The sequence below is a fragment of the Methylophaga sp. UBA678 genome (assembly GCF_002299105.1).
In the GTDB taxonomy this organism is placed as follows: Bacteria; Pseudomonadota; Gammaproteobacteria; order Nitrosococcales; family Methylophagaceae; genus Methylophaga; species Methylophaga marina.
Genome location: NZ_DBNG01000014.1, coordinates 104,833 through 127,683 on the forward strand (window position 1 = coordinate 104,833; position 22,851 = coordinate 127,683).

The 22,851-nt window shown below is 44.4% G+C and carries 21 protein-coding genes; 17 read left to right on the forward strand and 4 right to left on the reverse strand.

Annotated elements, in window-relative coordinates; genetic code table 11:
- Positions 1 to 9: 9 nt before the first annotated feature.
- From rpoH to ftsY, 4 genes are all read right to left on the reverse strand, one after another.
- On the reverse strand, positions 10 to 870 hold the full coding sequence (gene rpoH / locus B3014_RS08570; protein WP_286305279.1) for an RNA polymerase sigma factor RpoH: 861 nt from the start codon (positions 868 to 870) through the stop codon (positions 10 to 12).
- Positions 871 to 969: 99 nt separating this feature from the next.
- Positions 970 to 1,896 (reverse strand): permease-like cell division protein FtsX, encoded by a 927-nt coding sequence (gene ftsX, locus B3014_RS08575; protein WP_289243901.1) that lies wholly within the window; start codon positions 1,894 to 1,896, stop codon positions 970 to 972.
- A gap of 1 nt (position 1,897) precedes the next feature.
- The gene (gene ftsE, locus B3014_RS08580) at positions 1,898 to 2,548 is read right to left on the reverse strand and encodes a cell division ATP-binding protein FtsE (protein WP_286305277.1); all 651 of its coding nucleotides are present in this window, start codon (positions 2,546 to 2,548) and stop codon (positions 1,898 to 1,900) included.
- Entirely contained in the window at positions 2,545 to 3,615 is a 1,071-nt protein-coding gene (gene ftsY, locus B3014_RS08585) for a signal recognition particle-docking protein FtsY (protein WP_289243900.1), read from the reverse strand. Before ftsY ends, ftsE begins: the two co-directional genes overlap by 4 nt.
- A 65-nt stretch (positions 3,616 to 3,680) precedes the next feature.
- On the opposite strand from ftsY, the gene B3014_RS08590 reads away from it, so the two are divergent.
- From B3014_RS08590 to tldD, 17 genes are all read left to right on the forward strand, one after another.
- On the forward strand, positions 3,681 to 5,048 hold the full coding sequence (locus B3014_RS08590; protein ID WP_289243899.1) for a M16 family metallopeptidase: 1,368 nt from the start codon (positions 3,681 to 3,683) through the stop codon (positions 5,046 to 5,048).
- Positions 5,038 to 6,342 (forward strand): M16 family metallopeptidase, encoded by a 1,305-nt coding sequence (locus B3014_RS08595; RefSeq protein WP_289243898.1) that lies wholly within the window; start codon positions 5,038 to 5,040, stop codon positions 6,340 to 6,342. The genes B3014_RS08590 and B3014_RS08595 overlap by 11 nt, the downstream gene beginning before the upstream one ends.
- Entirely contained in the window at positions 6,326 to 6,916 is a 591-nt protein-coding gene (gene rsmD / locus B3014_RS08600) for a 16S rRNA (guanine(966)-N(2))-methyltransferase RsmD (protein ID WP_289243897.1), read from the forward strand. Before B3014_RS08595 ends, rsmD begins: the two co-directional genes overlap by 17 nt.
- The gene (gene coaD / locus B3014_RS08605) at positions 6,913 to 7,401 is read left to right on the forward strand and encodes a pantetheine-phosphate adenylyltransferase (protein WP_286305271.1); all 489 of its coding nucleotides are present in this window, start codon (positions 6,913 to 6,915) and stop codon (positions 7,399 to 7,401) included. The genes rsmD and coaD overlap by 4 nt, the downstream gene beginning before the upstream one ends.
- Positions 7,402 to 7,440: 39 nt before the next feature.
- Positions 7,441 to 7,695, forward strand: coding sequence for a YfhL family 4Fe-4S dicluster ferredoxin (locus B3014_RS08610; RefSeq protein ID WP_007145791.1), 255 nt, complete (start codon positions 7,441 to 7,443; stop codon positions 7,693 to 7,695).
- Positions 7,696 to 7,847: 152 nt separating this feature from the next.
- Positions 7,848 to 10,304 (forward strand): leucine--tRNA ligase, encoded by a 2,457-nt coding sequence (leuS, locus tag B3014_RS08615; protein ID WP_289243896.1) that lies wholly within the window; start codon positions 7,848 to 7,850, stop codon positions 10,302 to 10,304.
- A 15-nt stretch (positions 10,305 to 10,319) separates the two neighbouring features.
- Positions 10,320 to 10,817, forward strand: coding sequence for an LPS assembly lipoprotein LptE (gene lptE, locus B3014_RS08620; RefSeq protein ID WP_286305269.1), 498 nt, complete (start codon positions 10,320 to 10,322; stop codon positions 10,815 to 10,817).
- Between the two features lie 3 nt (positions 10,818 to 10,820).
- Positions 10,821 to 11,864: a DNA polymerase III subunit delta gene (gene holA, locus B3014_RS08625; protein ID WP_289243895.1), complete on the forward strand. Its 1,044-nt coding sequence runs from the start codon at positions 10,821 to 10,823 to the stop codon at positions 11,862 to 11,864.
- Entirely contained in the window at positions 11,865 to 13,121 is a 1,257-nt protein-coding gene (locus tag B3014_RS08630) for a glutamate-5-semialdehyde dehydrogenase (RefSeq protein WP_286305266.1), read from the forward strand.
- Entirely contained in the window at positions 13,102 to 13,773 is a 672-nt protein-coding gene (nadD, locus tag B3014_RS08635) for a nicotinate-nucleotide adenylyltransferase (protein WP_289243894.1), read from the forward strand. The genes B3014_RS08630 and nadD overlap by 20 nt, the downstream gene beginning before the upstream one ends.
- Positions 13,774 to 13,783: 10 nt before the next feature.
- Complete coding sequence (locus B3014_RS08640; protein WP_349675873.1) at positions 13,784 to 14,617, forward strand: YdcF family protein; 834 nt, start codon at positions 13,784 to 13,786, stop codon at positions 14,615 to 14,617.
- A 49-nt stretch (positions 14,618 to 14,666) separates the two neighbouring features.
- Positions 14,667 to 15,023, forward strand: a complete 357-nt coding sequence (gene rsfS / locus B3014_RS08645) for a ribosome silencing factor (RefSeq protein WP_286305263.1) — start codon at positions 14,667 to 14,669, stop codon at positions 15,021 to 15,023.
- Positions 15,020 to 15,490 (forward strand): 23S rRNA (pseudouridine(1915)-N(3))-methyltransferase RlmH, encoded by a 471-nt coding sequence (rlmH, locus tag B3014_RS08650; protein WP_286305262.1) that lies wholly within the window; start codon positions 15,020 to 15,022, stop codon positions 15,488 to 15,490. The genes rsfS and rlmH overlap by 4 nt, the downstream gene beginning before the upstream one ends.
- A complete protein-coding gene (locus B3014_RS08655; RefSeq protein ID WP_286305261.1) occupies positions 15,487 to 16,062 on the forward strand; it encodes a Maf family protein in 576 nt (191 codons plus the stop codon). Before rlmH ends, B3014_RS08655 begins: the two co-directional genes overlap by 4 nt.
- Before the next feature lie 2 nt (positions 16,063 to 16,064).
- Complete coding sequence (rng, locus tag B3014_RS08660; protein WP_289243892.1) at positions 16,065 to 17,537, forward strand: ribonuclease G; 1,473 nt, start codon at positions 16,065 to 16,067, stop codon at positions 17,535 to 17,537.
- Positions 17,538 to 17,544: 7 nt separating this feature from the next.
- Complete coding sequence (locus B3014_RS08665; protein ID WP_289243891.1) at positions 17,545 to 21,357, forward strand: YhdP family protein; 3,813 nt, start codon at positions 17,545 to 17,547, stop codon at positions 21,355 to 21,357.
- A 47-nt stretch (positions 21,358 to 21,404) separates the two neighbouring features.
- The gene (gene tldD, locus B3014_RS08670; RefSeq protein WP_289243890.1) at positions 21,405 to 22,847 is read left to right on the forward strand and encodes a metalloprotease TldD; all 1,443 of its coding nucleotides are present in this window, start codon (positions 21,405 to 21,407) and stop codon (positions 22,845 to 22,847) included.
- The last annotated feature ends 4 nt before the right edge of the window (positions 22,848 to 22,851 follow it).

The window sequence follows — 22,851 nt, forward strand, 5'->3', positions numbered from 1 at the left end:
GGGCTTTTTTTACACCATTAAGTGTTTGAGTTTCTTCATAGCGTTGTTTTCAATCTGTCTTATACGTTCTGCAGATACCTGATATTGATCAGCTAATGTATGAAGCGTTGCTTTGTTATCTTCGCTTAACCAGCGCTGCATAATAATATCTCTGCTACGATCATCTAAGGTCGCTAATGCATTGGATAATTTTTGTTGTTGATAATCAGCATAATTATCATCTTCCAACTGATTAGAAGGATCCGAATCATCGTTAGCGGCTAAATAAGCAATCGGCGAATAATGGTTTTCTTCGTCATCCGTATCATTTGGTAAGTCAAAAGAGGTATCAGGCTGTGCCAGTCTACGCTCCATTTCCATCACATTATCGGCTGTGACACCTAAGTCTTCAGCAACAGCTTCAACTTCTTCTTTGTTTAACCAACCAAGACGTTGCTTTGCACTGCGAAGATTGAAAAACAACTTACGTTGTGCTTTTGTCGTAGCAATTTTCACAATGCGCCAGTTACGAATCACGTATTCATGAATTTCGGCACGAATCCAATGAACAGCAAAAGAAACTAAACGCACACCTTTTTCAGGGTTGAACCGTTTTACTGCCTTCATCAAACCAATGTTACCTTCTTGAATCAGGTCAGCAACGGGCAGTCCATAACCGCTATATCCTTTGGCAATACGAACAACAAAACGTAGATGCGATAAAACAAGTCTTTGCGCTGCTTTGAGATCACCTTCGTTTTGCAGGCGATAGGCGAGGTCGTATTCTTCTTCCTCAGTTAATACAGGAATGGTGTGCACAAGACTGGTGTAAGCATCCAAATTACCAATAGGAGCTAAAGCCATGTCATATTGAGCTACATTCGTTGTCATTTATTACAGTCTCCTGAGAGTCACTCCTTTAATCATATCACTAAAGGATTAGTGTCAACTATAAGAAGCGTATTTTTGGAAAAAGTTCCTGTTTAGATACTAAGTTGGTTCAATATCATTCAGGTGTCTACCCACAGCTAACCATGCCCCTAAAACACCCAAAAAGAGACCAAAAAGTGGCAGAGAGAGAAACATCTGTCCCAGCATCCATTGTAGCGAAAACTGACTGTCATAGAGTGCCGTGAGTCTGGAAATGGGGCCATTGATCGCAATTAGAGCTATGAGTAATGTTAACCAGGCAATCGCACCCCCAAAAAAACCGTACCAAAACCCTGTATAGAGGAAAGGGCGTCTGACAAACGCGTTAGTACCACCTACAAGTTTTATGACGCGTATTTCGGTTTGTCGATTTAATATTGCCAAGCGGATAGTGTTACCAATGACAAGTAATACGCTTAGTGACAAGAGGACGGCAAGAATGGTGATCCCTCTCTGACCAGTTTGATTGATAGATTTAAGTCGTTTTAACCAGGCCATATCAAGTTGTGCCAGATCCACTTCTTGCATATTTTGCAAGCGCTCAAGTAAGCCCTGAATAGCCTCTTCATGTTCGGTTTCTTTGGGTTTGATGATGATAACCGGTGGTAAAGGATTGGTTGGCAAGCTATCAAGAATGTCATCTAAGCCAGATAACTGTCTAAACTCTTCGAATGACTGCTTGGCAGAATGATAATCGACGGCGGTGACATCCGGCCAGGCGAGTAATTGTTCAGCGAGTTGTTTGCCTCGTGCATCATTAGTACCAGGTTTTAAAAACAAAGAGATCTGACTGGCATCATCCCACTGTCCTGCCACTTGTTCTACATTCTTCAGTAATACATAAAGACCAGCGGGTAACGCTAAAGCAATACCGATGACCAGAACCGTCATAACACTGGCAACAGGTGTTCTGGACAACTGTCCCAGACTGTACAGCATCACCTGTAGGTGTCTTAGAAGATAATTGGGTAGGTTGAATGACAACATATCAGGCAAGACGTCCTTGATGTAGAGTAAGCTGACGATAGGGCATAGTGCTGATTAATTCATGATCATGACTGGCGATAAATACGGTGACGCCGACCTGATTAAACTGTTCAAAAAGATGCATGATTTCTCTAGAAAGTTCAGGATCCAGATTACCCGTCGGTTCATCGGCCAGTAGTACTGGAGGTCTGTTGACAACGGCTCTGGCAATACCGACGCGTTGTTGTTCACCTCCGGACAAGGCAATAGGCAGATTACGTTCTTTGCCCAGCAGGTTCACTTTATCCAAAGCCGCCCTGACGCGTCGTCCGATCTCACGATGATTTTCACCGGCTATGATTAAAGGCAAAGCAACATTGTCGAAAACAGTTCGATCATGTAGCAGATTATGGTCCTGAAATACTAAGCCGATCTTACGACGGTAGTAGGGCACTTTCCACTTAGGCAGTCGTGTCAGGTTTTGATTGTTTACCCATACTTGCCCATGTGTGCTTCGCTCGATCAGGGCAATCAGTTTTAGTAGCGTACTTTTGCCTGCACCTGAGTGGCCGGTAAGGAAAGCCATTTCGCCCTTGTCTAGCTCAAAACTGAGTCCGGATAGTGCTTCATGCTGATTGGTATAGCGTTTGTAAACGTCAGTAAAACGAATCATTTAATCTCTTCTTTTCCCAGCAAAGCATCGACAAAATCAGTCGCATTAAATGGACGTAAATCATCTATTTTTTCACCCACACCAATGTAACGGATAGGTAGTTTGGTTTTGTTAGCGATGGCAAAAATGATGCCGCCTTTTGCTGTACCATCGAGTTTAGTTAGTGTGATACCCGAAACACCAACAGATTGCTGGAACTGTTGAGCCTGTTGAAGTGCGTTCTGTCCTGTACCGGCATCAAGCACTAACATGACTTCGTGGGGCGCACTTTCATCGACTTTACCCATCACGCGTTTCACTTTTTTTAACTCTTCCATAAGATTTGACTGGGTGTGAAGTCGACCCGCTGTATCGGCGATAAGAATATCCATATTTCGTGCTTTAGCAGCTTGCAGTCCATCGAAAATAACAGAAGCCGAATCTGCTCCGGTCTTTTGTGCAATGACCGGGATGTTATTGCGTTCCCCCCAGACTTGTAATTGCTCTACAGCGGCCGCACGGAACGTGTCGCCAGCAGCCAACATGACTTTTTTACCTTGCTGTTGAAATTGCTTAGCGAGTTTACCTATCGTTGTGGTTTTGCCTACGCCGTTTATTCCTACCATCAGTATGACGTAAGGACCGCCGGACTTTTCCGGTAATTCAAGTGGCTGGCTACTGGGCTCAAGGATGCTAATCATATCCTCACGCATGGCGGTAAAGAGTGCTTCCACATCGTTAAGTTGTTTGCGTGCTACACGTTGGGTGAGATCATTGATGATGCGACTGGTTGCCTCAACACCAAGGTCTGCTGTTAACAGCTGTGTTTCGAGCTCTTCAAGTAGATCATCATCAATAGTCTTACGGCCAAGGATTAAATTGGCAAAGCCATCAGTCAGCTTGCTGCTGGTTCGGCTCAGACCTTGCTTAAGACGGCTGAAAAAACCAGGTTGAGACTTTGTCTCACTTGTATCTTTTGTCTGCTCTTCTGGAGCAGATAATTCTGGTGATTTTTCAACAACATTATCTTCAGCGATAGGCGCGTCTGATTCGGGTGTTTTGGACTTTCTTTTAAGGAAACTAAACATATTCTCTGCTTGTCGTTAAACTTCGACGGTAAATCTTATCACGCGTTACAAAAAAAGAGATGCAGATGCTGAATATAAAAAATGTGGCTTGGGTTGTTTTTTTCTTACCCATGGTGGCTTTGGCAAACGTGAGTGAGTTTCAGTTGGAGAATGGACTGAAGCTGATAGTTAAAGAAGATCACCGTGCGCCTGTGGTCGTTTCACAAGTCTGGTACAAAGTGGGGTCAAGCTACGAGCATAACGGTATAACGGGGATCTCGCACATGCTGGAACATATGATGTTTAAGGGGACTAAACATCTTGAACCAAATGAGTTTTCTCATATCATTGCTGAGAATGGCGGCGAGCAAAATGCATTTACAGGACAAGATTATACGGCCTATTTTCAGAAGCTCCACAAAGATAGATTAGAAGTCAGTTTCAAACATGAAGCAGACAGAATGCGCAATTTAATTATTGACCCTGAGGAGTTATTAAAAGAACGGGAAGTCGTGACTGAAGAGCGCCGAATGCGCACCGATGATAATCCTCAATCTCTGCTGAGAGAACAATTCAGTGCTGCAGCCTTTGTCAGTAGTCCATACCACTGGCCAGTGATTGGTTGGATGAATGATATTAAGCATTATCAAGCAGAAGACTTACGTGCCTGGTATAAAAAATGGTATGCACCCAATAACGCTACTCTTGTGGTAGTGGGAGATGTTTCACCTAAAGCCGTTCTGGCCTTAGCCAAAAAATATTTTGGTCCATTGAAAGCGGAAAAAATTGCAGCATTGAAACCTCAGGAAGAGATAACTCAAAAAGGTTTGAGGCAAGTAGAGGTGAAAGCACCGGCAGAATTACCTTACCTGATGATGGGCTGGAAAGTACCTTCGGTGACAACGGTTGATAAAGACCAGGCATGGGAGCCCTACGCGCTTGAAGTTTTAGCGAATGTTTTGGATGGTGGTAACAGCGCGCGATTTGCTAAACAACTCGTGCGTGAACAACAGGTAGCTGCCAGTGTTGGCGCTGGCAATAGTCTGTTTTCACGCCTTTCTGATTTATTTATCGTTGCGGGAACGCCAGCAAATGATAAGTCCGTTGATGATTTGAAAAAAGCGATTATCGAGCAGATTTCTCAACTAAAAAATCAGCCTGTCAGTCATGAAGAGCTAGCACGTGTGAAAGCACAAGTTGTGGCTAATGCGGTGTATGAAAAAGATAGTGTGTTTTACCAAGCCATGCAGATTGGTATGTTGGAAACCATTGGTGTCGACTGGCAAGTGGGTGAACAATATGTCGACAACATCAAAGCGGTGACTGCTGAACAAGTTCAGGCCGTTGCCAATAAATATTTCAACAATTATCTATTAACGGTGGGCGAACTAGTGCCTTTACCGCTGGATGGTCATCGTCCTGTTTCATCTGCTGGAGGTCAATATGTCCATTAAAAAATGGATTTTTTTCATCACACTCACTGTCAGTTCTAGTGTCTTTGCCTCACCTGACATTCAAAAGTGGACGACTGAAAATGGTGCTAGCGTGTATTTTGTCAATGCACCTGAACTACCAATGGTGGACATCAATATTGTATTCAATGCCGGAGCAGCAAGAGATGCTGACCATCCAGGTCTGGCAAAGCTGACTAATGCCATGCTTGATGAGGGCACGGCTGATTTAGATGCGGATGCCATTGCTGATGCCTTCTCATCAGTCGGTGCAAACTACAGTGCAAGCTCTCAGCGAGATATGGCCATTCTGAGCTTGCGTACATTGACAGATCCGAACGCCTTCGATATCGCAGTCAATATGTTTGCAAAAATACTGTCGTCACCAAGCTTTCCTGAAACGTCATTTCTACGTATCAAACAACAGCTGTTAACAGGCCTTCAGGCTGAAAAACAATCGCCAAAAAGTTTGGCAACAAGAACTTTTTTCCAAGAACTTTATGGTGAGCATCCCTACGCTCAAATGCCTGCAGGAGATACGGTTAGCGTTGAAAAAATCAATCTGACTGATTTGAAGGCGTTTTATCAGCAATATTATGTCGCAAAAAATGCGGTGGTCGTCATTGTCGGTGATGTAAGCAAGTCACAAGCACAGCAGTTAGCCACACGGTTAACTGTTCATCTTAAAAGTGGAGAAGCAGCTCCTGAATTGCCGGTTGTGAGTTCATTTAATCAGGATAAAGAGATCGTTTTACCGTTTCCATCCTCACAAACCACAATCATGATGGGACAAGTCGGCATCAGCCGTGATGACCCTGATTATTTCCCGCTTTATGTTGGTAATCATATTTTGGGAGGGAGTGGTTTAGTCTCCATTTTGAGTGATGAAGTACGAGAAAAGCGTGGATTAACGTATGGGGTTTATAGTTATTTTAGCCCTATGCAACAATCCGGGCCTTATGTGTTCGGCTTACAGACTCGCAACGATCAAACTGAGCAAGCCCTTAAGGTTCTGAAAGATACATTAAATAAGTACATCAAAAACGGACCATCACAAGCACAGCTAACAGCGGCTAAGCAAAATATTACCGGTGGGTTTGCATTGAGAGTGGATAGTAATAGCAAGATCGCTGATTATCTTTCTATGATAGGCTTTTATAACTTGCCACTGGATTATCTGGATAGCTTTAATGATAAGGTTAATGCTGTCACCGTGGCGGATATAAAAAAGGCGTTTAAACGACGCGTTCACGCAGACAACATGTTAACGGTATTAGTGGGTGGCGAAACAGAATAATAAGGCTAGAACGAATTCGCTGAGAATTATCGGTGGCGTTTGGCGAGGTAGAAAACTCACCTTCCCAGAAGTCGAGGGATTGAGACCCACTAGTGATCGTACGCGAGAAACGATATTTAATTGGTTGCAGCCGTCTATGGGGGGCAGTCGTTGTCTCGACCTGTTTGCAGGTAGTGGTGCATTAGGTTTCGAAGCGGCATCAAGAGGTGCTGCAGAAGTGGTGTTGATAGAAAATAACCAACAGGCTTTTTTGCAGCTTAAGCAGAATGCAGACACGCTGAAGGCGTCAAACTGTGTTATTAAAAACAGTTCGGCAAATCAGGCCATCATCGAATTAACAATACCTTTTGATATCGTGTTTATTGATCCGCCATACCAGGCAGATTTATGGACCGATACAGCGGAAAATTTAGTGTCACAAGGGATTTTAAGTCAGGGGGCATTAATATATTTGGAATATCCTGCCAAGCAGGATATGCCGATATTACCCACTTCATGGCTTTTATTGAAAGAAAAAAAAGCAGGTGATGTAAAATACTGCTTATTTGAATTTCATGCTGGAGAACAAGATTGAGTACCGTTGCGATATACCCAGGTACGTTTGATCCTATTACTTACGGGCACATTGATCTCATTAAGCGTGCTTCACCATTATTTGAACGCATTATTGTGGCTGTGGCGATTAATCCGGGAAAGCAACCTATGTTCAGTCTCGATGAACGCGTGGAGTTAGTGAAAAAAGCGACGCTGGGTATTGAGAATGTTGAGGTAAGTGGATTTAAAGGCCTGCTGGTGAATGAAGCATTGAGTATGGGCGCGAATGTTATCATTCGTGGTTTGCGGGCCGTCTCAGATTTTGAATATGAATTGCAATTGGCCACAATGAATCGCCGAATGCAATCAAAAGTAGAAACGTTATTTCTCACCCCAGCAGAGAATTTGAGCTTTGTCTCTTCAACACTGGTAAAAGAAATTGCTGTATTAGGCGGTGATGTCTCTGAATTTGTTGCACCTTGTGTTCAAGAAGCCTTGAAACGCAAATTGCCGGCCCAAGACTAAGCACGCTAAAATAATATTATAAAGTTACTGGAGTAAACCATGTCGCTGTTTATCACTGATGAATGTATTAACTGTGATGTCTGTGAACCAGAATGTCCTAATGGAGCTATTTCTCAAGGTGCTGAAATCTATGAGATAGATCCCGATTTGTGTACGGAATGTGTGGGTCATTTCGATACACCACAATGTGTTGAAGTCTGTCCGGTGGATTGTATTCCTAAAGATCCGGATAACGAGGAAACACATGATCAGCTCTATGCAAAATATGAAACATTGATGGCGGCGGGAAAATAACACTGAATTATTTCCACGCAATCTCCACGAAATAAAAGCAGCTGATTTAGCTGCTTTTATTTTTTAGCTAAGCAAAACGACAGATTATTTTGAGCCCTGCTCCTGCTGAGTTATGCTTAGCGCTTTTCAAGTCCCTGATTTAAAGAGAATCCATGCAAAACGAATATCATCCCGACCAAGTAGAATCCGCTGCACAGCAATATTGGCAGGAAAATAATAGCTTCCATGTTGTTGAAGATACGTCTAAAGAAAAATTCTATTGTTTGTCGATGTTTCCCTATCCAAGTGGACAACTGCATATGGGACATGTGCGTAATTACACCATAGGTGATGTTATTTCACGCTACCAGCGCATGCAGGGAAAAAATGTCTTACAACCGATGGGCTGGGATGCATTTGGTTTACCCGCAGAAAATGCTGCGATTAAAAATAATGTGGCGCCGGCAGCATGGACATACCAAAACATTGATTATATGCGTGGTCAGCTACAACGTTTAGGACTTGGTTATGACTGGCAGCGTGAATTAGCCACTTGCACACCTCAATACTATCGTTGGGAACAATGGTTATTCACCCGATTGTTTGAAAAAGGACTCGTCTACAAGAAAACGGCGGCCGTGAACTGGTGTCCTCATGATGAAACGGTATTGGCCAACGAACAGGTCATTGATGGCTGTTGCTGGCGTTGTGATACCAAAGTAGAGCGTCGTGAGATTCCGCAATGGTTTATGAAAATTACTGACTATGCAGATCAGTTACTTGCCGATCTGGATCAGCTTGATGGCTGGCCTGACCAGGTGAAAACTATGCAGGCAAACTGGATTGGTCGCTCAGAAGGAGTGCAGATTCAATTTGATATGGTCGGTGCAGATGACAAATTAGAGGTCTATACCACACGTCCAGATACATTGATGGGTGTCAGTTATCTCGCTGTCGCAGCTGAGCATCCTCTCGCGCTCAAAGCGGCGAATGATAATCCTATTTTGCAAACATTCATCGATGAGTGCCACAAAATGGAAACGTCTGAAGCCGCCATGGAAACAGCAGAGAAAAAGGGTGTTGATACCGGCTTATTGGCTATTCATCCGGTAACGGGAGAGCAGGTACCGGTATGGGCGGCTAATTTTGTATTAATGGGTTATGGAACGGGTGCCGTAATGTCAGTACCAGCTCATGACCAGCGTGATTTTGAATTTGCACAAAAATACCAGCTGCCCATCAAACAGGTTATTAAACCGTTGGATGAACATGATGTTGATTTAACAAAAGCCGCCTTCACGGATAAAGGTGAGCTGATTAATTCTAAGCAATTTGATGGATTAAAAGCACAAGAAGCGTTTGATGCTATTGCTGATTTTCTGGTCAGCCAGAATAAAGGTGAACGCCAGGTAAATTACAGACTTCGCGACTGGGGTGTGTCTCGTCAGCGTTATTGGGGGACGCCAATACCAATCATCAACTGCGATGATTGTGGCCCTGTGGCAGTTCCAGAGCAAGACTTACCTGTTGTGTTACCTGAAGATGTGACTGTAGATGGTTCAGGTTCACCAATTAAATCCATGCCTGAGTTTTATGAGTGCACTTGCCCTAAATGTGGCAAACCTGCACATCGTGAAACCGATACCTTTGATACTTTCTTTGAATCATCCTGGTATTTTGCACGTTTTGCCTGCCCTGATAATACTGAAGCTATGCTGGATGAAAGGGCGGATTATTGGCTGCCTGTCGATCAATATATTGGTGGTATTGAGCATGCAGTTTTACATTTATTGTATGCACGATTTTTCCATAAACTCATGCGTGACGAAGGCTTAATCTCTGGTGACGAGCCATTTAAAAATCTGTTAACACAGGGCATGGTGCTGAAAGATGGCGCCAAAATGTCAAAATCCAAAGGTAATACCGTCGATCCGCAGGCGCTGATTGATCAGTATGGTGCCGATACTTCACGTCTATTTATGATGTTTGCCGCACCACCAGAAATGTCACTGGAATGGTCTGACAAAGGTGTTGATGGTGCCAACCGCTTCCTCAGACGTTTATGGCGAGCCGTGGCTGAACATGTTGAACAAGGCGTTGTTAAGCAAGGTGAATTGTCTGATTTACCAGAAGCCTTGCAGGCCTTACGCCGTCAGACACATCAAACGTTAGCAAAAGTAACGGATGATATTGGTCGTCGTCATACATTTAATACGGCTATTGCCGCCGTTATGGAATTAATGAACAGCCTGACTAAATTAAATGATGATAGTGAACAAGCACGTGCAGTGATGCAGGAAGCTCTGGAGATGGTCGTCTTGATGTTATCGCCCATCACTCCGCACATTTGTCATCATTTATGGCAAACTCTGGGACATGAAAAGGCCATTCTGAACGTGTCTTGGCCATTGGTTGATGAGACAGCATTGAAGCAAGACAAAATTGATTTAATGGTGCAGGTGAATGGGAAGTTACGCTCGAAAATCTCAGTTGCTGCAGATGCCGAACAAAAGCAGGTAGAGGCCGTAGCATTTGCTGATGAAAATGTTCAGCGTTACACAGAAGGTAAAGAGATTCGTAAGATCATTCTGGTTCCAGGCCGTTTATTGAATATTGTGATTGCCGGCTAACATAAGGATAAAAAAATGAATCGTGTAATGATGAGTTTGATGACTGGCGTATTGATGTTGACCTTAACAGCATGCGGTTTTCAATTGCGTGGTGAAGCCAATGTGCCAGAAACACTCAAAACCATCTATATTCAAGGATTGAACATACGACAAGACTCATTCGGCTTGCAATTAAAACGTGCCATGACACGTAACGGCATTCATGTACTGGATACTTATCGAGAAGGTGCAGCCGTGATGACGGTCGTGGAAAATGTGTTTGATCAGAATGTGTTGTCTGTTGGTTCTGATGCCAAAGTGACAGAGTATGAGTTAGAAACCCGTTTTTCTTTCAAAGTCTCTTCGCCTGATGGTGAACCTATGAGTGATGTGATTACGGTTCAAGCTAGACGCGATTATCAGTTTGACCGTAATCAGCTATTAGCGATGAGTGAACAACAAGCCGTCATCCGAGATGATTTGAATAAACAGATGGTTCAGAATGTGCTGAGACGACTATCAGCAATGAAGTAAACAATGCGGATAAGACTCGAACAGTTAAACACTCTTTTATCGGCTTCACTCAACCCTGTTTACCTCTTATTTGGTGAAGAAGCATTACTGATTGAAGAGGCCGCTGATACCATTCGTCAACAGATTCGTCAGGCCGGTGCTAATGAGCGAGAAGTCTGGAATATTGAAGGACGTTTCGACTGGTCTCAGATTAAATGGCAAGAGCAGAGTCTCTCTTTATTTGCCAGCCAGCGACTGATCGAAATTCGCCTGCCATCCGGTAGTCCAGGTAAAGAGGGGGGGGAAGCATTGAGGAAATTTGCTTCCAATCCTCCGCAGGATACAACGCTATTAATCATCAGTGGCAAAATTGATGCGCGCTCACAGAAAGCCAAGTGGTTTACCGAACTGGACAAGTTAGGTGTCACTATTCCTGTCTGGCCAGTTGCCTTAGCTCAACTCCCTCAATGGGTGAGTCAACGCATGCAGGCCAAAGGCCTAAAAAGTGATCCTAAAATCGCTACCCTGATTGCTGAACGCGTAGAGGGCAATTTATTTGCGGCCGCACAAGAAATCGAAAAGTTGTCTTTACTGAGTCTTGATGGACAGATTGATGAAGCCTTAGTATTAGCCTCAGTAGCTGATAATGCTAAGTTTGAGGCATTTGGTCTGATGGATGCTGTGTTTGCAGGACAGCATGCACGAATCCCACGTATACTATCTCGTCTACGCGCAGAAGGTATTGATATTCTGGCTGTTTTCTCCGTTGTCAGTTGGTCACTGCAACGCGTGGTCGATATGTCAGCGCAATGGGCTTCTGGTGAGTCTTTGGAACGTGTCTTTGCCTCTCAAAAACCGCCGGTATGGGATAAAAATAAAGCGGTAATGCGACAAGCCATAGAGCGCTACAGCCATACCCGCTGGCAATCTTTTTTGCAGCAAATGTCTGATATTGATCAAGCAGTAAAAGGTATGACTAAACACTGTCCATGGCGTCTCCTGGAAACACTCTGTTTAGGCGCTTCGGGCATCGATATACCAACAAAAATATTGGAAAGGAGTGCTTAATTGAACATCGCTGATTATATGCACACATTAGGTCGGCAAGCGCGGTCAGCCAGCCGCAAACTGGCGAGTGCAGGTACAGATATTAAGAATCGTGCTTTATTGGCCATTGCTACTGATATTCGTGCGAATGCCGAATCATTAAAGCAAGAAAATGAGCGTGATTTGAAAGCTGGACAAGACAAAGGCCTCGATGCTGCTTTGCTGGACAGACTGACATTGACAGATGCTCGCATTGAATCGATGGCTGAAGGCCTGGAACAAATAGCGGCATTGCCTGATCCTGTGGGGGAAGTGAGCGAAATGACTTATCGTCCTTCAGGTATTCAATTAGGCAAGATGCGTGTACCGCTCGGTGTGGTTGGTATCATTTATGAATCTAGGCCGAATGTGACAGCGGATGCGGCGGCGCTGTGCTTGAAGTCCGGTAATGCGACCATATTACGCGGCGGTAGTGAAGCTATTCACTCGAATCAGGCCATTGCGGCATGTATTCAACGAGGTCTAAACCTGGTCGGTTTACCCGAGACAGTGATTCAAGTGGTGGAAACGACGGACCGCGAGGCTGTAGGCGCCCTGATTACCATGTCAGAGTATGTGGATGTCATTGTACCCAGAGGTGGTAAGGGGCTGATTGAACGTATCAGTCAAGACGCCAGAGTACCTGTGATTAAACACCTTGATGGTATTTGTCATGTGTACATCGATAAAGGCGCTGATCTGGATATGGCTGAAAACATCGCCTTGAATGCCAAATGTCACCGCTACGGCGTATGCAATGCCATGGAAACACTCTTGGTCGCCGCTGATGAAGCCAATGCCGTGTTGCCTCGTTTAGCAGTCAAATATGCTGAAGAAGGCGTTGAGTTGCGAGGCTGTGAGCGTACTCTGGAGATTTTACCTGACATCAACAAAGCGACAGCAGAAGATTGGGATACGGAATATCTGGCGCCTATCTTGTCAATTAAAATCGTTGAAGATATTGATGCGGCAATAGCACATATCAATACGCATAGTTCAGGTCATACGGAGTCGATCATTACTCAAGATTATCAGCGCTCAAGACAATTCCTGGCCGAAGTCGATTCAAGTTCTGTGATGGTGAATGCGTCAACTCGCTTTGCAGATGGCTTTGAATATGGTCTCGGAGCGGAAATCGGTATTTCGACAGATAAAATTCATGCACGTGGACCAGTAGGACTTGAAGGGTTAACGTCACAAAAATGGATAGTATTAGGTAGTGGCCAAATCAGAAAATAAACCAGCCATAGGGATGTTAGGGGGGACTTTTGACCCTGTGCATTTTGGGCATTTACGCACTGGCTTGGATGTTGTCGAGCAGTTGAATCTGGATCACTTACGTTTGATACCGTGTGCCATTCCACCTCATCGTATCGAACCTGTTGCCACGGCAAAACAACGGCGGATGATGCTGGAACTGGCGATTAAGAATCACCCGAAACTGGTTGTCGATGATCGTGAGTTAGGCAGAGATGGACCATCTTATAGCGTGGATACTTTGCTCAGTTTGCGAGAAGATTTTCCAGACAATCCGCTGTTTATATTGATGGGGACGGATGCCTTTTGTAGCTTGCCAAGCTGGTCTCGCTGGCAACAGATTATTGAGCTAGCCCATATTGTGGTGATGCAGCGCGCAGACGAAGCCTTGTTGATGAGCGATGAGTTACAAACATTTTATGAAACTCATCAGGCTCAAAAACAAGACAGTCAATTAAGTGCTGGGAAAATCTGGTCAGTATCGGTGACACAAATGTCAATTTCGGCCACAGCGATTCGTGATGCATTAGAGCAGGGACGAGATGTACGCTACCTCTTGCCTGATGCGGTCATCAGTTTAATTGAGCAATTAGGCCTCTACCCGTCAGCTGCTGCTTCTAGAACCAATGGATAATTTGTTTTTTGTGCTCTCCAAGCTAGTGTGGGGATTGCTTAGCCCTACCAGTCTGATGGTTTGGCTGCTCCTGTTGGTCACATTGCTTTTATGGCTTAACTATATCCGCGTAGCTAAGCGCTTATTACTATTGATGAGCCTGATTGGATTTATCGTGATGGGCTATCCGGTCGGTGATTATTTAATGTATCCGCTGGAGAGTCGTTTTGCTGCCCCTGAAAAGTTATCAGAACCATTTGACGGCATTATTATGCTGGGCGGCGCTGAGCAGCTAAAACTATCTGATAGTTGGCAAAAAGCGCAAGTAGGCGATGGCGCGGAACGTATTCTGCAAACTGCTGAGTTAGCCAGACTCTACCCCGACTTGCCAATTATTGTGTCGGGTGGCAGTAATTTGGTACAAAGACAAAATCTGGATAGTGATGGTCAAGTGTTTCAACAGTTGTTCTCACAAGCGGGTATCGATGCGTCACGGTTAGTTATCGAACCACAGGCACGGAATACTTATGAGAATTTCCAAAGGCTGAAACCATTACTCACGAAACCGGCGGGCACTTATGTTTTAGTCACATCCGCTTTTCATATGCCTAGAGCGGTTGGCATTGCTAAAAAACAACACATCAATGTGATCCCTTATCCGGTTGACTATAGAAGTAACCACGCCAACAACCGCTATTGGGATTTTGACTTACCAGCCCATCTTGCTGTGTTAGAAACAGCCTGGCATGAATGGTTGGGACTAACGGTTTATTTCCTGACCGGCAAAACACAAAGCTGGTTTCCGCAAGCGACTGTAAAGATTGATAAAACCGATGAATCAACACGTAATAATAAGGGATATTAAACAGCCCTTACGTTACACTATGTAGCAGATATATTAAATGGAGTGCCCAATGCAGGCAGAACAATTAAAACTACTCGTCATCGATGCGCTCGAAGACATTAAAGCAGAAGATATCCAAGTGCTGGATGTCAAAGAAATGACCGATGTGACAGATATTATGATTATCGCTACCGGTAAATCCAGCCGTCAGGTGAAAGCCTTGGCAAATGAAGTCGTCATGCAAGCGAAAGCGGCAGGTGTTCAACCTTTAGGAGTTGAAGGTGAAACGGTTGGCGAATGGGCGCTTGTAGATTTAGGTGATGTGATTACACACATCATGACGCCTCAAACACGTCTTACTTATAACCTTGAGAAATTATGGGCTGTGCCTGCACAGAATGAAAAGGCGTCGGCTGAACAAGAATGAAGATAAATCTTGTCGCTGTTGGCAATAAAATGCCAGGTTGGGTAAGCGAGGGCTATGAAGAATACAGTAAGCGAATGCCAAGAGAGTGTGCACTTCAACTGACCGAAATTATGCCAGCTCGCCGTAGCAAAAATGCGCAGCCAGAACAGTGGAAGAGAGAGGAAGGTCAGCGGATTCTGGCTTCGATTGCTGATAACCATCATGCAGTTGCCTTAGAGGTGACGGGAAAGAGCTGGAGTACAGAAGACTTATCATTACATATGCAGCAATGGCTCAGTGATGGGCGTGATGTTGCCCTAATGATTGGTGGACCAGACGGTTTGGACCCCAGCTGTCTTCAGCGAGCGGACCAGAAATGGTCCTTATCCGCGTTGACCCTGCCTCATCCACTGGTTCGTATTGTACTGGCCGAACAGCTCTATCGGGCCTGGACCATCCTTCAAAATCACCCCTATCATCGTTCATGAACTTTCCATCTATTTATTTGGCATCGCGTTCACCTAGGCGACGCGAACTTTTGTTACAGATGGGTGTGGATTTTTCAGTCATTAATCCTGATATTGATGAATCTGTGCTGGAGAACGAACTCCCAATTGATTATGTGAGTCGTATAGCTAGATTGAAGGCTGAAGCGGGACGAGGCTTATTGTTAGCAGCTGACAGAAAGCCAGTACTGGCTGCAGACACCGCGGTAGTTATTGATAAAACGATTTTGGGTAAACCTCAAAATGACGAACAAGCTGCCAGTATGTTAAGAATGTTGTCAGGTAAAACACATCAAGTGATGACGGCAATTGCACTAACACGCGCTGACAGGTTGTGGACAGCTGTTTCAGTCAATAATGTTTGTTTCGCTGAATTGAGTGAACAGGATATTTTCTGGTACATCAAGACTAAAGAGGGTGTTGATAAAGCTGGTGGTTATGCGGTTCAGGGCTTAGCTGCATTATTTATCGAGCATATAGAAGGTAGTTATTCTGGCATTATGGGATTACCCATCAGGGAAACGGGACAACTTTTATTAACAATGGATGACTGAATGTGAGTAGTGAAATATTAATCAACGTGACGCCGAGTGAAACTCGTGCAGCCGTAGTTGAAAATGGTCTACTTCAAGAAGTATTCATTGAGCGTAATGAATATCGAGGGCTAGTTGGGAATATATACAAAGGCAAAGTCTGTCGTGTCTTGCCTGGCATGCAAGCGGCTTTTGTAGAAATTGGCCTAGCAAGGGCCGCTTTTTTACATGTTTCAGATATTTCTATTCCCAAGGGCCAAACGGGGGATTTGAAAGAAGCGCCTAATGTTGAGCCAACTATTAGCAGTCTGTTGCGTGAAGGTCAGGAGATTCTGGTTCAGGTCATAAAAGACCCGATGGGAACAAAGGGCGCACGTCTGACAACACAGCTTTCTGTATCCTCGCGATATTTAGTTTATATGCCGGAAACTGAAGGGATTGGGGTTTCCTTAAAAATTGAAACTGAGCAGGAACGGGAACGGTTAAAAGCTTGCTTGATAAGCTTACTTGATGAAGGCGCTGGCGGTTATATTCTCCGCACAGCAGCAGAAGGCGTTTCAGAGGCAGAATTAGAAGCTGATCTGAAATTTCTTTATCGGTTGTGGGCAAAGCTGCAAGAACGCAAACAACTCGTTAAATGTGGTGACCCGCTTCATGAAGACTTATCACTTGCGATGCGCGCTTTACGTGATTTGTTTTCAGCAGATGTTGATCGGATTCGTATTGACTCTGAAGAGACCTTTCATAAAGCCGTGCACTTTGCTGAGGGATTTATGCCTGAATGTGCCGCTCGGCTTGAGCACTATAAAGGGGATTTACCCTTATTTGATTTATTCAGTGTAGAAGACGAAATTCAGAAAGCCTTGCAACGTAAGGTGCCCTTGAAGTCTGGTGGTTATCTGATTTTTGATCAAACCGAAGCGATGACAACGGTGGATGTGAATACAGGCGGCTTTGTTGGCCATAAAAATTTGGAAGAAACCATCTTCAAAACCAACTTAGAAGCTGCGCATGCCATTGCTCGTCAGTTACGTGTTCGTAATTTGGGTGGCATCATTATCATCGATTTCATTGATATGGAAGAAATTGGTCATCGTGAACAAGTGTTGCGTGCTTTGGAAAAAGCCATGCAATTAGATCGGGCTCGTCACAATATCAGTGCCGTGTCAGAGCTTGGACTGGTTGAAATGACACGTAAACGAACCCGAGAAAGTTTAGGCCATATTCTGTGTGAACCTTGCCCTTGCTGTGAAGGAAAAGGCTATACCAAGAACGTCGAGACGGTATGTTATGAAATCTTCCGGGAAATTGTTCGTGAGTCCAAGCAGTATGAGACAAAACAGTTTCTGATACTGGCGTCTCAAGATGTGATTGACCGATTGAATGATGAGGATTCAACCAAAGTGGCTGATTTAGAACACCATATTGGTAAACCTATATTATTCCAGTGTGAACCACAGTATGGACGTGAGCAGTTTAACGTCGTGCTGATGTAGGTATCTGATGCTAAAACGCAGCCTGCATATTGCCGGTCGGCAATTATTTTATCTCACCGCGATTTCTATTACGCTAGGACTTTTATTACTGATAACTGCTATCTGGCTGTCAGATCAGGTTGCCGAGCGAAAAGACGAAATTGCCAGCTGGGCGTCTCAGCAAAGCGGTTATCCTGTAGAAATCGAAAAAGCCGGATTATATTGGCTGGATCTGATTCCTAAACTGGAAATTCGTCAGGTAAAGGTCATGGCGAAACAAGGGAATACACCCATTTTCCAGGCCGGACAGATTTATCTGGCGGTGGATGTTTTTTCATCTATTCGTAGTGGCGAGCTGATGATTGCGGATGCCAGTATCCGTAATGCCAAAGTTAATGTTGAACATACAGCTGATGGTCAGTTCCGCGTTAAAGGCTATGAAAGTCAACCTCAGCAGGCGCTTAGCGAAGATAACATTCAAACAGTTTTTCATTGGTTAACGCGTCTTAAGCAGTCACAACTTTCCAATATTCAGGTTCAGTACAAAGATGAAAACGAACCCGCCTTAACTGGTTTATACACTATTGAACATGCTTCTCTGAGTTTTAACGATGAACAGCTTCTCGCTGAAGCCGATCTGAATTTACCCGATTCACTGGGCAATCACCTTAACTTATCTGCAACAGCACACATTGATAAAGCATTGAATGTGACTTCATGGCAGGGACAAGTACGTGTTGATGAAGTGTCTCTTGGGAGTCTTTTGAAAAAAAGAGCATACCGCGGCGCAAAGTTAGATGAAGGCCTATTATCGGCGACACTCAATGTACAGAAAGTAGATAATCAAGCCTTGCTGGCAGAACTTGAGCTTGAACTCTCAGACGCCACTTTGTCTTCATCTAAACCGGCTGATGAGTTCACCGAGGTCAGTCTTGAGCAACTTGTGGGACACTTTCAACTTGATTACACGGCTAATCAGTGGCAGGTGGAAGGTAAACAGATTCAAATCAGAATGGCTGGTGAAGATTGGCCAATCACAACGTTCGATGTAAAAAGTGAACAGAGTGGTGCATTGTCTGGATACGTTTCCTTTGTTCGTTTGAGTGACGTCACTGCAATGGCATTACTGATGAATGAAATGCCAGCAATATTAGTGAACACCAAACCCGCCGGGGATCTGCAGAATGTCGCTTTTGCATACACTCAGCAATCCGGGCTTGATGAACTTTCCATGAGTGCGAGTGGTGTATCTTTCTTACCTTGGCAGGATTACCCGGGGGCGAATGATGTCAGCTTTTCACTTGATAAGAAAAAATATAAAGGCACCTTGGAACTCAATAGTCGTGCAACGAGCATTTATGCGGATACTTGGCTGCCAGATTCTGTGTTGTTTGATTCAATTACAGGACAATTAACATGGCAGAATCAGGATGCGAGCTGGAGAGTAAATGCTGATGCTCTTCAAATATGGAATGATGATTTAAACATTCTTCTCAATGGTGAAATCCAGCAAGCCAATGGTATTACCGATACCAATCTCATACTAACCATACAAGACGTGGTTGTTAATACATGGCGGAATTATGTGCCGAAAAGAATTTTGCCAGCAGACTTTGAAGAATGGTCTGCAGATGCGTTCCGTCAAGGGATTATCCGGTCAGGTACGATAACGATGAAAGGGGATCCTTCAGCCTTTCCTTTTGAATCTGAACCCGAACGTGGCAGCTTCGATATGAAACTCAATGTTGAAGATGTTCAGTTACATTATGGCCCAGGTTGGCCGGACATTATGCATGTCAATGGCACAGTTGAAGGGCAAGGCAATAACTTATTAATCCAGAGTGAGTCAGGTCAAATAGCGGGTTTTAACTTTAATAAAGTCACCACTACTATCAGTAATCTCGTTAAGAGTAATCCGATTTTGAAAGTCAGTGGCCTGTTAAATGGTTCAACCAGTAACGCTTTGGCTTTCCTAAAACAAAGCCCGTTAAAGTCACGCTTTGGCAGTATAGATGATTGGCTTCAGGCTAAGGGTAGCAGCGATATTCAACTGGATTTAACGGTGCCATTAGTTGATCCTGATAGTGCGCAGGCTAAAGGCTATGTCAGTTTTAATCAAAGCCAGTTAATAACAAAGGCCATTACTGGACTTGAAGTAAATAAGATTAATGGCCGTCTTTTTTTCAGTAATAATGGTGTATCAGCAGATAAAATTACCGCGACAGCGTTTGATGAACCCATAGAGATAAATGCAAAAACCGAACAAGATAAAACCTATATTGATATTAATGGCAGAGTCGCAGTATCAACGCTTAATCAGCACTGGCCCGGTACTGTGCCTGCATTTGTTACGGGTGAAAGTGACTATCTGACAGGAATTACCGTTAGTGAGCCAAGCCCGGGTGAGTTTGAGCTCAACGTCTCATTGCGTACTGATCTGCAAGGAATAAGCATTGATGCGCCCGAACCATTAGGAAAATCAGCATCGCTACCGGTTCGGCTGCAAGCGGCAATACAAGAAAAAGACGATGGAATGCTGTACACCATCAGTTATAGTGATTGGCTGAATGCTGCTATTCATTCCAATGCAGGTAAGTCGTTGTCGGGGCAAATTAAGCTTGGCGGACAATCAGCAGGTACCAATGTTAATGGCTTGCAACTGACGGGCAATATAGAAACGCTTGATATTCAACCTTGGCTGGATTGGCAGGAATCTTTGCCGGACACGACGAATGCGTCAGCGCTTGACCTGATTGACGGTATTGATTTGACCTTATCAAAGGTATTCATCACAGATCAGGTGATAAACCATCTTCAACTCTCGGGTCAACATACGAGCTCTGACTGGCAGTTCGATTTGAACTCGCCTCAGATAAAAGGTCGGGTATCGATTCCAAAACAGATAAACAACCAGACGCCACTTAATATCAATCTTGATTATCTGAACTTACAAGTTGCGAATGAACAAGCAGATGATGAGACGAGGGAAGATAAAAAGGCAGCATTGTGGCCAGCAATACAATTAGCGATACGCTCCCTTAAGATTAATGATCTTGATTTAGGTCAACTGACACTTCAGGGTGAAGCCTCACCGAATCAATGGCGGATGAAAAATGCTGAGTTATCATCAAAAGTCATGCGTGCCTCCGCTACAGGTGATTGGCTGCAGACTGAATCTGACGATACAAGTCATTTTATTGTGAATGTAGAAAGTGATGATCTGAGAGCTCTGCTGGCACACCTTAATTATCAGGAAGTGATCGCAGCCAGACAAGTCAAAATCGATGCGGATCTGAACTGGAATGCGGATCCTATGTCTTTTACTCGCCAACAATTGAATGGACAACTGGATTTGTCTGTCGGACGGGGAAGTTTACTTGAGGTGGAGCCGGGCGCTGCTGGCAGAATTTTTGGGCTGTTAAGTATTGCGGCGATTCCACGTCGTTTATCATTGGATTTTAGTGATTTGTTTGGCGGCGGCTTTGATTTCAGTAGTATTAAAGGTGATTTTCAGTTTAATAATGGTATCGCCTCAACGAAAGATTTAACCATGCAAGGTGATTCAGCGGTTATTGAAATGAAAGGCCCGATCGATCTGGTTAATCAAACTTACAACCAAGTAGTCAAAATTACGCCTAAAGTGTCATCAACCTTACCTATCGCTGGTGCAGTAGCGGGTGGCCCTGTTGGCCTCGGAGTGGGGACGGCTATCTTACTGTTCGATAAAATTGCTGGCAGTGTTCTGGATAGGGATGTGATTAACTTAATTAGCTACAGTTATCAGTTAACGGGACCCTGGAACGACCCTAAACTCAATGTCGTGAATCCAGCTCAGCAATAGAATCTGATATCATGTGTTTATCTTAAATAACCGATGATTCTGTATTAATGAGCGCTTCGATTCCCGAGCAAGTACAACAGCAACTCCTGCTTCCTGTTGGTTTAACGGATAACGATCTGGAAAATGCATTAGCTACAACCATGACGGCTGGTGTTGACTATGCCGATTTGTATTTCCAACAATCCAGACAAGAAAACTGGGTGCTGGAAGATGGCATTATCAAAGATGGTGGTTATCATCTTGAACAAGGTGTGGGTGTCCGAGCCTGTAGCGGTGAGAAAACCGGTTTTGCCTATTCCGATGATTTGGTTTTGCCGGCTTTACAAAAAGCAGCCAAGGCAGCTCAAGCTATTTCAAGACAAGGCTCTCAACAATCCGTAGCTGTCTGGAAAAAACAGCAATCCCCAATACTGTACACCCCAGATGATCCCATTCTTGCCTTAACCGTGACTGAAAAACTCAACTTATTACGAGAAGCCGACGCTGCAGCAAGAGCGGCCGATCCTCGAGTTAAACAAGTCAGTGTTAGCCTGGCTGGTGGCATTGACACGGTCCTGATTGCGGCGAGTGATGGTACGTATGCCACCGATATCAGACCGCTTGTACGCATGAATGTCAGCGTGATTGTTGAGCACAATGGTCGACGCGAACGCGGCAGTGCTGGTGGTGGACGACGGATGGATTATCGTTATTTTCAACAAAATAACCTTGCTGTTAACTATGCAAAAGAAGCCGTCAGATTAGCGTTAGTGAACCTAGAGGCGGTGGCTGCACCTGCTGGAACGATGCCTGTCGTACTAGGTAGTGGTTGGCCAGGTGTTTTATTACATGAAGCTGTTGGTCATGGCTTAGAAGGCGATTTTAACCGCCGTGGTACATCTACCTTCTCAGGCAAGATGGGCGAGCAAGTGGCTTCGCCTTTATGTACCGTGGTAGATGATGGTACGTTGCCATCACGCAGGGGCTCACTCAATGTTGATGATGAAGGGGTTGAAACGCAATTCACCACACTCATCGAAAAGGGCAAGCTGACCGGATACATGCAGGACAAACATAATGCCCGTCTGATGGGCAAAGCAAGTACGGGGAATGGGAGGAGAGAATCCTATGCGCATTTGCCGATGCCACGTATGACAAATACGTACATGTTACCTGGTGACCACAAAGCGGAAGAAATCATTGCTTCTGTTGAGAAAGGTATTTACGCCGTTAATTTTGGTGGTGGTCAGGTCGATATTACGTCTGGCAAGTTTGTTTTCTCTACCAGTGAAGCCTATCTCATTGAAAACGGTAAAGTTACTACACCGGTAAAAGGGGCAACACTTATTGGGAATGGACCAGAGGTCATGCAACGTATATCCATGGTCGCCGATGATTTAGAACTAGATACTGGCGTTGGTAATTGTGGTAAAGAAGGACAGAGTGTGCCTGTCGGTGTGGGACAGCCCACCCTGAAAATTGACGCACTGACTGTCGGTGGAACAGCTTAGATTT